This window comes from Streptomyces sp. NPDC059534 (assembly GCF_042743475.1).
In the GTDB taxonomy this organism is placed as follows: Bacteria; Actinomycetota; Actinomycetes; order Streptomycetales; family Streptomycetaceae; genus Streptomyces.
Genome location: NZ_JBHWAQ010000004.1, coordinates 272,833 through 285,300 on the forward strand (window position 1 = coordinate 272,833; position 12,468 = coordinate 285,300).

Annotated in this window: 11 protein-coding genes; 1 reads left to right on the forward strand and 10 read right to left on the reverse strand. The window is 73.4% G+C overall.

The genetic code is table 11. The annotated features are described in order from the left end of the window. Window positions 1–6: 6 nt before the first annotated feature. The 3 genes from ACFVZH_RS07225 to ACFVZH_RS07235 form a co-directional block, all read right to left on the reverse strand. Window positions 7–1,830 carry a hypothetical protein gene (locus ACFVZH_RS07225; RefSeq protein WP_384894122.1) on the reverse strand — a complete coding sequence of 608 codons (1,824 nt, stop codon included), beginning with the start codon at window positions 1,828–1,830 and terminating at the stop codon, window positions 7–9. Window positions 1,831–1,985: 155 nt separating this feature from the next. Further along, window positions 1,986–3,071, reverse strand: a complete 1,086-nt coding sequence (locus tag ACFVZH_RS07230; RefSeq protein WP_384894125.1) for a hypothetical protein — start codon at window positions 3,069–3,071, stop codon at window positions 1,986–1,988. A gap of 123 nt (window positions 3,072–3,194) precedes the next feature. Then, window positions 3,195–4,166, reverse strand: a complete 972-nt coding sequence (locus ACFVZH_RS07235; RefSeq protein ID WP_384894127.1) for a fibronectin type III domain-containing protein — start codon at window positions 4,164–4,166, stop codon at window positions 3,195–3,197. A gap of 142 nt (window positions 4,167–4,308) precedes the next feature. Between ACFVZH_RS07235 and ACFVZH_RS07240 the strand changes: the two genes are divergently transcribed. Further along, a complete protein-coding gene (locus ACFVZH_RS07240; protein ID WP_384894129.1) occupies window positions 4,309–4,959 on the forward strand; it encodes a hypothetical protein in 651 nt (216 codons plus the stop codon). 184 nt (window positions 4,960–5,143) lie between these two features. Here the strand turns inward: ACFVZH_RS07240 and ACFVZH_RS07245 are convergent, their stop codons facing one another. The 7 genes from ACFVZH_RS07245 to uraD all read right to left on the reverse strand — a co-directional run bounded on the left by ACFVZH_RS07245 (window position 5,144) and on the right by uraD (window position 12,345). Beyond that, window positions 5,144–5,791, reverse strand: coding sequence for an aspartate/glutamate racemase family protein (locus tag ACFVZH_RS07245; protein WP_384894131.1), 648 nt, complete (start codon window positions 5,789–5,791; stop codon window positions 5,144–5,146). Between the two features lie 59 nt (window positions 5,792–5,850). After that, entirely contained in the window at window positions 5,851–7,299 is a 1,449-nt protein-coding gene (locus ACFVZH_RS07250; protein ID WP_384894133.1) for a nucleobase:cation symporter-2 family protein, read from the reverse strand. A 291-nt stretch (window positions 7,300–7,590) separates the two neighbouring features. Continuing rightward, window positions 7,591–8,979: an 8-oxoguanine deaminase gene (locus ACFVZH_RS07255; protein ID WP_384894135.1), complete on the reverse strand. Its 1,389-nt coding sequence runs from the start codon at window positions 8,977–8,979 to the stop codon at window positions 7,591–7,593. Between the two features lie 48 nt (window positions 8,980–9,027). Next, window positions 9,028–10,434 (reverse strand): nucleobase:cation symporter-2 family protein, encoded by a 1,407-nt coding sequence (locus ACFVZH_RS07260; RefSeq protein WP_384894137.1) that lies wholly within the window; start codon window positions 10,432–10,434, stop codon window positions 9,028–9,030. 71 nt (window positions 10,435–10,505) lie between these two features. Further along, the gene (gene pucL / locus ACFVZH_RS07265) at window positions 10,506–11,429 is read right to left on the reverse strand and encodes a factor-independent urate hydroxylase (protein WP_384894139.1); all 924 of its coding nucleotides are present in this window, start codon (window positions 11,427–11,429) and stop codon (window positions 10,506–10,508) included. Window positions 11,430–11,434: 5 nt separating this feature from the next. Further along, window positions 11,435–11,824, reverse strand: a complete 390-nt coding sequence (gene uraH, locus ACFVZH_RS07270; protein WP_366309385.1) for a hydroxyisourate hydrolase — start codon at window positions 11,822–11,824, stop codon at window positions 11,435–11,437. Continuing rightward, entirely contained in the window at window positions 11,821–12,345 is a 525-nt protein-coding gene (gene uraD / locus ACFVZH_RS07275; RefSeq protein WP_384894141.1) for a 2-oxo-4-hydroxy-4-carboxy-5-ureidoimidazoline decarboxylase, read from the reverse strand. The genes uraH and uraD overlap by 4 nt, the downstream gene beginning before the upstream one ends. Between the last annotated feature and the right edge of the window lie 123 nt (window positions 12,346–12,468).

The window sequence follows — 12,468 nt, forward strand, 5'->3', positions numbered from 1 at the left end:
CGGGGCTCATGCCACGGTGATGCCGAGCGGGCCGAGGACCCGCTCGGCCTCATGGCGGTCCGCCGCCGCCATCGCCCGGACCAGGGCGGCGGAACCGCCGGGCCAGGCGGACGCGGCCTCGTCGAAGGCGGTGCGCCGGGACTCCAGCGGGCCCTTCTTGCCGGGCAGCGCGTCGAGGACGTGCAACGCCCGCGCGGAGGCCCGTACCTGGATGGCGTCCGCCGGCTCGTCCCTCTCGCGCAGGGCCCCGAGGGCGTAGGCGCCGACGACCGGGTCGCGGAGCGCGCCGCGCAGGGCGTCGGCCGGGGCGGCGGCGGTGTCCAGGACGGTGAAGAGGGCCCGTACGGCGGCCGCGTCGCCGGTCCCGGCGTGCACCGAGCCGAGGGCGGCGAGCAGCGCGGACCACGCCTCGGCGGTGTCCCCGCGCGCGTGGAGCCAGTCGGCCAGCACGCGCGCGGCGACGCACGCGGGCCAGCCCGCCGCGGCGGCGACCATGGCCGGCGCGGTCCAGGCGGCGGCCTGGGCGGCGTCGGGCGCGGCGATCCCGCGCACGCCGAGCAGATAGCGCACGACGCCCGCGCCGCGCGGGGTCAGCCCGAAGGCGTCGCCGGTGCGGAACACCAGGCCGGTGGCGGCCAGCCGGTCGACGGCCGCGGCCAGGTCCCGGGCGGGTGCTTCGAGCCGGGCCCGGTCGGCCTCGTCCAGGTCCGCCGCGCCGAGGAGCCGGACGAGCTCCGGCAGGGGCGGCGTCGCGTAGGCCCCGGGCGCCTCTGCGGGTACCTGTACGGGCAGGTCCTCCAGGTCCGGGTCGACGGCCCAGTCCTCGTACTCGGCGGCCTTGCGGGCGACGGACTCGGCGGAGCAGCCGCGCTGGTAGACCGCGTACAGCAGGTGCGGAGCCTCGCCCCCGTAGGGCTCGAACTCCTCCTCGGCCAGCTCCTCGACGGCGGCGATGAGCGCGTCGGCGTCCGCTTCGAAGGAGCCGGGACCGGAGGACCCGGGCCGGGAGCCGGTCTCGATGGCGGGCGGCGGGGGCACGGGCGCGGCGGCGTCCCCGTAGTAGTCGAGGTGCTCGTCGAGCAGGGCGTCGGCGAGGACGAGGTGGGGGAAGGCGTCGGGTCCCGGCGCGAACCGCGCGTACGGCCCGGCGAGCTGTTCGGCGAGCCCGGCGGCCGTCCAGCGGTCCTGGAGCGCGGCGGCCACCTGCGCGATCCCGGTCGCGACGGTGTGGTCGGTGAGCAGCGGCCCGGCGGGCGGGGGCTCCTCGGCGTCCCGTACGTACGCCCGGGCGAGCGCCTCCGCGAGCAGCACGTCCGCCAGGGCGGTCCGCCCCATGAGGTCGGCCCGGTGCACCCCGTCGGGGAGCGGCGCGCCGTCGAGCGCGGCGAGCCTGCGCCGTACGTCCTCGGGGTCGGCGAGATCGGTGCCGCAGCTCCGCAGCAGCGACGCGTACCAGCGGTGCCAGGTGAGGTTTCCCGGGTCGTTCATGGCCCGTTCGAAGTCGGGCCCGGTCTCGGCGACCACCGCGGCGACCCGCTCTCCGCGCCCGCCGTCGAACCGTGCCGCGAGGGCTCCCAGGACGGCCGGATAGGCCGCGAGTTCGCCGGGCGGCACGTACACGAACGTCGGCAGGTCCTCCACGAGCAGCTGCCTCACGAGACCGGGCGTCGGCTCGGGCACCCCCGTGCCCCGGTCGGCTCCCCGGAGGGCGAGCAGTCCCAGTACCGCCTCGGCGGCGCGGGTGAACACGGGGTCCCGGCGCTCGGGTGTTCCGTCGATGAGTTCGAGGAACCTGTCGAGCCCGGTGTTGGTGAGTACGGTCTCGGCCACAACTCCCAGGGTAGTTCCGGGCCGCTGGTTACGGGCGGCAAGGCGCACGGGGCAGGTGTGTCGGCGCGGCCCGCGGGCGGCGCGGGCCGGGGGTGTCGGCGTGGTTCACGGGTTGCGCGGGCCGGGGGTGTCGGCGCGGATCGTGGGCCCGCGGGTCAGGGGCATCGGCGCAGATCGCGGGCCACGTGGGTCAGGTGCTGGAGGTGGCCGGCGCAGATCCAGGCGTCCGGGTGTCCCGTGCCGGGCGGGCCGCCGCCGTCCGCGCACGCCTGGAGCCAGCGGTCCCCCGCGCTGTAGGCCGCGCCTCTGAAGTCGGGGGTGTCGACGATCTCCCGGGCGTGGGAGCGGACGGTGCGGTGGACGTCGGGTCCGTCGGCGCGGACCTCGCCCACGAGGAAGGTGCGGGTGGTGGTGTAGCGCAGCGCGCCGCGGAACGGGTCGGCTCCCGTGTCCGAGACGCGGTCGGCGCTCGCCGGGTCGTGCGCCCCGTAGTCGCCGTACACGGGCCGCGGACCGGCCCCGCCGGTGGTGTGGCGCAGCAGGTCGCGGAGGTCCCGATCGGCCCGTCCGGTCTCGGCGAGGGCGGCGCCGTACCCCTCGGGGTGGGTACGGGGGTAGGAGCCGGCGAGAAGGACGACGGAGCGCCAGGGATGGAGCGCGCCGAGGAGGTCCAGGGCGTGGAGCGCGCCGAGGTGGGCCCCGTGGTCGGCGTCGTCGACCGGGCCCAGGTCGAGGAGGAGGTCCAGGGGGCAGCGGGCGAACGCGATCCGGCGCAGGAGGCGGCCGACGCCTTCCGCCCACCGGTCGTCGAGGACCCCGGCCGGGCGCACCCGGATGCCGAGACCGCCGCCGCCGGCCGCGGCGGCCTCGGCGCAGGCCACCTGCTGCCACGCGGCACGCTCGGTGCCGGTCACCGGCCGCAGCGGGGGCGGGCCGGTGACGAAGGCGCGGGGCCCGCTCTCCACGTGGCAGGTGTCGACCCAGGCGGGGCGGCCGCGCTGCACGCGCGCGATCCCGGCCAGCGCGCGGTGCACGTGAACGCCGAGGGCGAGGGCGTCGGGGTCGGGCGGGTGGAGGGGCAGGCGGCCCGGGGTCCGCTCGGGGCCGACGCGGGGCGGCACGGTCCAGAGCGGCGCGACGGCCGCCCGGACGTCCGGCGCCAGCCCGCCGTACGCGGCGAGCGCGCTCCGCCGGGCGGGCAGCACGGGTACGTAGATCGGCTCGGTCCCCGGTTCGGTCATCGGCGCGCCCCCCACCAGCCCGTCGTGTCCCCTGGACGCAGGGTGGGGCGCGACGGTGCGCGGCGAAAGGGTGCGATTCCGGCCAAGCCGTGCCGGGCCGCGGGCCGTCGTGGTCGGTCTCGGTCAGCGCACCACGACCGTCCTCGGCGCGGAGAAGTCGCCCCAGGTGCCGTCCGGGAGTTGGGCGCGGAGGGTGACGGTGTAGCGGGTGCCCGGGGGGTCGGGGACCGGGAAGGTGTAGGTGGCGCGGTCGGGGGGTGGGGTGGTGCCCCAGATGATGGTGGTGGCGAAGTGCCCGTTGAGGTGGAGTTCGTGGTGGGTGACGGGTGCACCGGTGCGGGGCGGGGTCCAGGTGAGGGTGATCTCGCCCTTGGCGGCCGTCGCCGTGAGGCCGGTGGGGGCGGTGTTGGGGGGCGCGCCGGGCGCCGGGGCGGTGGTGAGGTCGGCGGGGGCGCTGTCCGGGGAGGAGTTCTCGGCGGCGTCGCGGGCGCGGACGGTGAACGCGTAGGCGGTGCCGGGGCGCAGGCCGGTGAGGCGGGCGGTGGTGGCGGTGCCGGGGACGGTGTGGATGCGGGTGTCGGCCTGGTAGACGTCGTACGCGGTGACGCGGGTGTCGTCGCGGGCGGGGGTCCAGCGCAGGGTGGCGGCGCGGCTGCCGTCGGGGGCGACGCGGAGCGCCGAGGGCGCGCTGGGGGGCGTGCGGTCCTCGGCGCGGGCGGGGAGGGTGGTCGCGGTGACGGGGGCGCTGGGGGCCGAGACGTTGCCGGCGGCGTCGCGGGCGCGGACCGTGAAGGTGTGGGGGGTGGCGGGGGCGAGGCCGATCACGTCGGTCATGAGGGTGGCGGCGGGGAGGTCCTTGACCTTGCGGCCCTCCCGGTAGACCGCGTAGCCGCTGACGGCGCGGTCGTCGGTGGCCGCGTTCCACATGACGTGGACGGTGCTCGCGCTGCCGGCGGTCGCGGTGACGCCGAGGGGAGCGGTGGGGGCGCGGATGTCGTCGGCCTCGGGCGCAGGGGCGGCGGAGCAGGCGGTGAGGGCGAGCGTCAGGCTGAGCGCGAGGGCAGTCAACAGGCTTGCGGCGAGCGGGCGTTGCACGGGCCGGCCTCCGTCCGTCGAAAAGGTCCAGACCTATATCGCACAGTCGGCACCGCCCCCGCAAGGCCCTCGCCACGGGGCGTTGTCAGTGGGGTGCGCTTCACTGTGATGGTCACGCTCCGTAATCACTTCTGGGGGAATCATGACGGACCGTACGACCTATGTGACCTTCGCCGGGGTACGCCGCCGAGGCTGGACCGACACGATGGTGCGGGACCTGCTCGGCACGCCCGACGTCCAGGGGCGCGACCCGCGCCGCTGGTCCCTCGCGCCCGTCCGGCTCTATCTGCTGGCCCGGGTGGAGACCGTGGAGCGGACCCCCGAGTTCGCCGAGACCTCGGTCCTCTCGCCGGCCCGCTCCGCCGCCGGGGCCTACGCGGAGCGGCGGCGCGCCGCCGTCCTCGCCGCGATCCGCGCCGAGCCCATCGACGTGCCCCGGCTGCCCGGCCCGGAACTGGAGCGGCGCGCCGTCCGCCACCGGCACGCCCTGACGGGCCGAAGTCCCGGAGCACGGCAGCCGTCGGGACCTCGGACCGGACCGCCGGGCGGAACCGCGCCCGCCGGTCCGCGCGGCGCTCCCGCCGGCTCCCTCGTGCGCTGGCAGGTGAGCTACCTGCGGCACGCCCTGTCACGGTACGAGGCCCTCCTCGACGGGCTCTACGGGGCAACCGGCCGGGGCGAGGCCGAGCGGCTCCTGAGGCGACGGCTGTACGAGGCGATCGCCGCCGCCTATCCGGCACTGGCCGACGAGTGCCGGCGACGGATCGCGGCGGAGATCGCGGTGGAGGGGTGAAGGGGCGGGCGGGGCCGGGGTGGTCGCGGCTGCGGGCGTGGGCGCCGGTCGGTGGGCGGTGGGCGGTGGGCGGTGGGCGGTGGGCGGTGGGCGGTGGGCGGGCGGGGCAGAGGCGGGCGCGGCCGGGCGTACGGCAAGGGGTCGGCGGGCGCGCCGGGCGGGGGTGGGCGTCGTTGCGGGGCCGTCAGGCCGTCAGCAGGCGGGTGATCGCACGGATGGCGGCCGGGATCGGGGCGATGACGGGGATCGCGCAGCGGCCGCGGAGTTCGTCGGCGGCCTCGCCGAGCGGGCCGCCGCCGATGACGACGGACCGGGCGCCGTCGCGTTCGGCGCAGGCGCGGACCGCGCGTTCGAGCCGGTCGAGGAGGAGAGCCGGGTCGGCGGAGAGGCGTTCGGGGGCGCCGGCGGTGAGCCGGAGTCCGGTGTACCGGTCCGCGAGGCCGAGCGCGGTGACGCGCTCGGTGATGGCGTCGGCGAGGAGCGGGGTGGTGGTGGCGATGCCGAACGGGAAGCCGTCGGCGGCGGCTTCCCTGAGGGCCGCCTCCCCCAGGCCCACCACGGGGAGTCCGGTGGCCTCGCGGAGCGCCTCGACGCCCGGGTCGCCGAAGGCGGCGACGAGGAGCGCGGCGCAGCCGCCGTCGGCGGCGGCGCGGCGGCCGGCGGCGAGGACCTCGGGGGCGGCGGCGCGCAGGGCGTCCGGGTCGGTGAGCATGCCGGGGCCGCGAGAGACGGTGACGCCCCGGACGGGGAGGGCGGGGCCGAGGCTCCGCCGGGCGATGGCGGTCATCATCGCGGTGGTGGCGGTGGAGGTGTTGGGGTTGATCAGCACCACGGCCCCGGGCCCCGCGGCGTGCGCGGGGACCGGGGCGTGCGGTGGGGCGAGGAGCGGGTTCAGTGGGCGTGCGCCGCCTTCGCCGTGCGGCTGCCGGAGATCTCGTCGCCCGGCTCCATGGGAGCGGTGACGTCGTCGTCGTCCTGCCGCCGGCCCAGGTGGTTGAAGACCACGTTGAGCAGGACGGCCGCGACGCAGCCGGTGGAGATGCCGGAGTCCAGGATGATCTGGGCGGTCTCCGGGAAGGCGTGGTAGAAGTCCGGCTTGGTGATCGGGATGATGCCGACGGCCAGCGAGACGGCCACGATCAGCACGTTGTTGTCCTTCTCCAGACCGGCCTTGACCAGGGTCTGGATGCCGCTGGCGGCGACCGAGCCGAAGAGGACGACGCCCGCGCCGCCGAGGACGGGCCGGGGCACGACGGAGATCAGCGAGGCGGCGACCGGGGAGAGGCCCATCAGGACCAGGAAACCGCCACCGCAGGCGACGACGAAGCGGCTGCGGATCCTGGTCATGGCGACCAGGCCGATGTTCTGGGCGAAGGCGCTGCACATGAAGCCGTTGAACAGCGGGCTGAGCGCCGAGCCGAGGGTGTCGGCGCGCAGTCCGGCCGCGATGGTCCTCTCGTCGGCGGGCCGGTCGACGATCTCGCCGAGCGCCAGCATGTCGGCGGTCGACTCGGTCATGGAGACCAGCATGACCACGCACATGGAGATGATCGCGGCGAGGGCGAACTGGGGGGCGCCGAAGTGGAACGGCGAGGGGAAGCCGACGATGTCCGCCTCGGTCACCGGGGCGAAGTCGGTGACGCCGAACGGGATGGCTATGAGGGTGCCGATGACGAGGCCGACGAGGACGGCGATCTGCTTGACGAAGCCGCGGGTGAAGCGGCGCAGCAGCAGGACCACGACGAGCGTGATGCCGGCGAGGGAGAGGTAGGTCGTCGAACCGTAGTCCTCGGCCCTGGGGTTGGGCCCCTGGGCCCAGCCGAAGGCGACCGGGAGGAGGGAGACGCCGATGAGGGTGATCACGGTGCCGGTGACGACCGGCGGGAAGAACCGCACGAGCCGGGAGAACCAGGGTGCGGCGAGGAAGCCGAGGAGTCCGGCGACGATGATCGCGCCGAAGATGACGGGGAGGGCGTCGGCCTTGTTCTCGGTGGTGTCGACGATCGCGAGCATCGGTGCGACGCCGGCGAAGGTGACGCCGTTGACGAACGGCAGCTTGGCGCCGATCTTCCAGACGCCGAGGGTCTGGAGGAAGGTGGCGAGGCCGGCGGTGAAGAGGCTCGCGCCGGTGAGGAAGGTGAGTTCGGTGCCGGAGAGGCCGACGGCCGCTCCGACGATCAGGGGCGGGGCGACGACGCCCGCGTACATGGCGGCGACGTGCTGGAGGCCGCTGGTGAGCATCTTGAGTGGGGGCAGCGTCTCGTCGACCGGATGCTTCTCGCGGTCTTCGGGGGCGGGGCCTGCGTCTGGTGCATTGCGAACCTGGGGCTTGGCGGCCACGGCGGTTCCTCCGGTCGGTTACACGTCGGCGGTGACGCGGGGTTCAGGGAGGTGGTGCGATGCGGTGCGAAGTGCAGGAGGTGCGGCTCGTTGCGGGGTGGGGCGGGGTGCGCGCGGAGAGGGCGGCGCGGGGACGGGTGCCCGGTGGGGGTGCGGGACACGTTTCACCGTCCCGGGGGTGCCGTACGTCTTCTGCGTACGGCACCGCCCGGTGCGGCTGCCGCGGACCCCGCTCGGGTCCGCGGCGACCGACCGAGGGCCGTCCCCCTCGGTCGGACTCCGTGGGGAGGATCAGCTCTGGGCCGTGATGCGGGCCAGGCGCTGGGCCTCCGCGCGCGCGTCGCGCGCGATCTGCTCCTCGTCGGCGAACAGCAGTCGGTTGTTCTCGACGATCTGCCGGCCGTTGACGAAGGAGGCGGTGACCGGGGCCGCGGCGCCGAAGACGACGGCGGTGACCGGGTCGGCGATCGAGGAGTGGCCGAGGCCGTCGATCTTCCAGAGGACGAAGTCGGCGAGCTTGCCGGCTTCGAGGGAGCCGATGTTGTCGGCGCGGCCGAGGACCTGCGCGCCGCCGTAGGTGCCGAGGCGCAGGGCCTGGCGGGCGTTGAGCGCGGCCTCGCGGTGGGCGCCGAGGCGGTTGATGAGGAGCGCGTTGCGCAGCTCGGTGTGGAGCTCGCCGGACTCGTTGGAGGCGGTGCCGTCGACACCGAGGCCGACCGGGACGCCCGCCTTGAGCATGTCCGGTACGCGGGCGATGCCGGCGGCGAGGCGCGCGTTGGAGGACGGGCAGTGGGCCACGCCCGTGCCGGTGCGGGCGAAGGCGGCGATGTCGGAGTCGTTCATGTGGACGCAGTGCGCCATCCACACGTCCTCGCCGAGGAAGCCGGTGGACTCGAAGTAGTCCGTCGGGCCCATGCCGAACAGCTCGTGGCAGAACTTCTCCTCCTCCACGGTCTCCGAGCCGTGGGTGTGCATGCGCACCCCGAGGCGGCGGGCCAGCTCGGCACCCTGCTTGAGCAGCTGGGTCGAGATGGAGAACGGGGAGCAGGGGGCGACGGCGACCTGGGTCATCGCGTCGAAGGAGGCGTCGTGGAACTTCCTGACCGTCTCCTCGGTCGCGGCGAGCGCGCCCTCGGTGGTCTCGACCGCGAAGTCCGGCGGCAGGAAGCCGTCCTTCTCGCTCATGTCCATCGAGCCGCGGGCGAGGGTGAAGCGGACGCCCATGTCGGAGGCGGCGCCGATGATGGCACCGGACAGGTCGCCGGAGTTCTTCGGGTAGACGTAGTGGTGGTCCATGGCCGTGGTGACACCGCCGCGGGCCATCATCGCCAGGGAGCCCTGCGCGGCGACGCGGACCATCGACTCGTCGATCCGGGACCAGGTCGGGTAGAGCGCGACCAGCCAGTTGAAGAGGTTGTGGTCGGTGGCCAGGCCCCGGGTGATCCACTGGTAGAAGTGGTGGTGGGTGTTGACCAGACCGGGCGTCACCAGGTGACCGGTGGCGTCGATCCGGCGGACCACGTTCTGCAGGCCCTCGGGCGCCTTGCCGGCGCCGATGGACTCGATCCGGTTGTCGGCGACGACGAGATGGCCGGAGGCGTACTCGGTGTCGTGCGCGTCGACGGTCGCGATCGCCGCGTTCTCGATGACGATGCGCTGGGCTGCCGAAGGTGCTGCCATGGCGGTGGTTCCTTCATTCCTCTGTGGTGGTGTGGGCACGGCAGGACCCTAGGAGGATTTGAGTGCCGGAGCGGTGTGACGGCTCCGGGTGCCGAGGTGGTGGAAGAACAGGTTGAGCAGGACCGCGACGAGCGCGCCCGCGCTGATGCCGGAGCCGAGCACGGTCTGCGCCCAGGCCGGGAAGCCGGCGTAGAAGGTGGGAGCGGCGAGCGGGATGATGCCCGCTCCGAGCGCGACGGCCACCAGGATGATGTTGGAGCTGTCGTCGAGTCCGGCTTCCGACAGGGTGCGGATGCCGCTGACCGCGATCGAGCCGAAGAGGACGATGCCGGCGCCGCCGAGGACGGGCATCGGGACCATGGAGACGACCGCGCCGAGGACCGGGAAGGCGCCGAGGACGATCAGGGCGCCGCCGGCGACGGCGACGACGTACCGGGAGCGGACCCGGGTGAGCGAGACGACGCCGACGTTCTGGGCGAAGGCCGAGGTCGGGAAGCCGCCGAAGACGGGTCCGAGCAGGGTGGCGATGCCGTCGGTGCGCAGGCCGCGGGTGATGGTCCGGCCGTCGCTGGGGCGTTCGCAGATCTCGCCGAGGGCGAGCATGCCGGCACTGGACTCGGTCATCAGGACCAGCATGACGATGCAGAGGGAGAGGATCGCGGCGGGCTGGAACTCGGGGGCGCCGAAGGCGAAGGGCGCGGGGAGGGCCGCGACGGGCGCCTCGCGCAGCGCGCTGAAGTCCGCCATGCCGAAGGGGATCGCGGCGAGGGTGCCGATGAACAGGCCGAGCAGCAGGGCGATCTGCTTGACGAAGCCCTTGCCGAAGCGCTGGAAGAGCAGGATGACGACGAGCGTGAAGCCGGCGAGGGCCAGGTACTTCATGGCGCCGAAGTCGGCCGCGGTCCGGTCGCCGCCCTGGGCCCAGCCGACGGGCACGGGCATCAGGGTGACCCCGATGAGGGTGATGACGACGCCGGTGACGAGCGGCGGGAAGAAGCGCAGGAGCTTGCCGAAGAAGGGTCCGACGGCGAGACAGAAGACTCCGGCGACCATCACCGCGCCGTAGATGGCGGGGAGTTGGTGTCCGGGGGCGCTGGTCTCGGCGATGGCGAGCATCGGGGCGATGCCGGCGGACGAGGCGGCGTTGACGAACGGGAGGCGGTTGCCGGCGAAGCGTCGGATGCCGAGGGTCTGCAGGATGGTGGCGCAGCCGGCGATGAGCAGGCTTGCCGCGATGAGCCGGGTCATTCCGGCGGCGTCCAGGCCGACCGCCTGGCCGATGATCAGCGGAGGGGTGACGACGCCCGCGTACATGGCGGCGATGTGCTGGAGTGCCGCAGGGACGAGCCGCGAGGCGGGGAGCTTTTCGTCCACCGGATGGACCTGGTGGGTGGTGTCCGACGGGGTGGAACACGGGCCTTCGGCGTGTGCCGGCCCCTGTGCGGGCTGTGCCATGAGATTCCCTCCGGTCTGGTGCGGTCCCCGCCCGACTGCGGGCGGGCGGGGACCGGTCACTCAGATGCCGCTTAGAGGTTGGTCATGTCGACCGGGATCTGCGCCGTGGCTCCGTCGCGGAGGACGGTGGCCTCGATGAGGCCGTACATGCGGTCGGCGGCGTAGTAGACCTCGTTGTCGTTCTTGAGGCCGAAGGGCTCGAGGTCGACCAGGAAGTGGTGCTTGTTCGGGAGCGAGAAGCGGACTTCGTCGATCTCCGAGCGGTGGTTGATGATGCGCGTGGCCATCTGGTAAAGCGTCTGCTGGAGGGAGTACGAGTACGTCTCCGAGAACGCCTCGAGCATGTGCTTCCTGGTCTGCTCGTAGGACCGCTCCCAGTTGGGCATGCGCTGGTCGTCGTCGGTCCAGTTGAAGCGCCAGCGGCCGGACACCTGGGTGGCCAGGATGCGGTCGTACGCCTCCTGGAGGGTGGTGTACTGGTCCTTGATGTAGCCCCAGAACTCCGAGTTGGTGGAGTTCATGACGACGAGGTCCTTGAGGCCGGAGATGACCTCCCACTTCTCGCCGTCGTAGGTGATCTGGGTGACGCGGGTCTCCTGGCCCTTGCGGACGAAGGAGTGGTTGACCTCGTCGGCGCCGATGAACTTGGAGTTGGCGTCCGAGGAGGCGATGCGCTCCCAGGAGTACTCCTCGATCCGGATGCGCGCCTGCTTGATCGGCTCCTGGCTCGTCACGAAGTGGCGGGCGAGGTGGATGCCGAACTGCTCGGCGGACTCGATGCCGTACTCCTTGGCGAACGCGAAGACGGTGTTCTTCGTCGTGTCGGTGGGGAGGCAGTGGGCGTTGGAGCCGGTGAGGTGGACGTCGTCGAGGTCGCCGGAGAGGGCGACGGAGACGTTCAGGTCCTTGATGTGGTGGGTGGCGCCGTCCCGCGTGATCTTGACGACGCGGTTCTCTGCTTTGCCGTACTGGTTCTGGCCGAGAATCGTGGGCATGTCTGCTAGCTCCCTCGGTAAACGGAGTAGCCGAACGGGTTGAGCAGCAGCGGTACGTGATAGTGCTCGCCCGGCGTGACGGCGAACGTGATCGCCACCTCCGGGAAGAACGCACCGCTGTCCCTTACGCGGGGGGCGTCCTGCTGCGCCTCGGCTTGCTTCTTTGCGAAGTACGTCTCGGTCTCGAAGTCGAGACGCACGTGGGTGGTTTCTTCCGGCAGCGCCGGCAGGTCCTTGCAGCGCCCGTCCGCGTCGGTGGCGGAGCCGCCGAGCGTGACCCATTCCGCGCCGGAGCCGCTGCGGGCCGCGAGCGTGATGGCGACGCCCTCGGCCGGGCGGCCGATGCTGGTGTCCAGGATGTGGGTGGACACCGAGGCGGTGGTGTCGGTGCTCATGCGGAGCTCTCTTCCTCGGAGGTCTCGACGAGACGGGTCAGCCGGATGCGGTTGATCTTGCCCAGTTCGGTGCGGACGATCTCCCGCTCCGCCTCGGGCGTGTTTCCGATCCGCTCGCGGACCGCGTCGCGCATCTGCTCGCCGGTCCTGCCGGTGGCGCAGATGAGGAAGACATGACCGAACTTGTCCTGGTAGGCCAGGTTGAGTTCGAGCATCTCGGCCTTGAGCTCCGCGGAGGCGCCGGCCATCCCGCTCTGCTCGCGGGAGGAGGTCGGGTCCCCTTCCTTCGGACGACCGATCGGCGGGTGGCCCGCCATCGCGTCGGCCAAGTCATCGGCGGTCAGTTCGGCCATGGCGGCGTCGCCGGCGAGGAAGAGGGCTTCGGCGGTGGCGTACGGGCGCTGGGCGAGGAGCTTGCTCCCCCACGCCGAACTGGAGCACACCTCGTGGAGCGAGGCGAGGGCCTCGCTGTCCGCCGAGGCGTTGAACCGGGTGAGGCCCGGTGTCGTACCTGAAGTCACGGGAAGCCTCCGTGGCTGTTTTTCGCTGTGCGTCGGACGGGCTGCGGATAGCTAACGCCCTCCGCAACACAACGTCAACACTTTGTTGAAAACTCGGCCACACAGAAGCCGTCGTCCCGACAT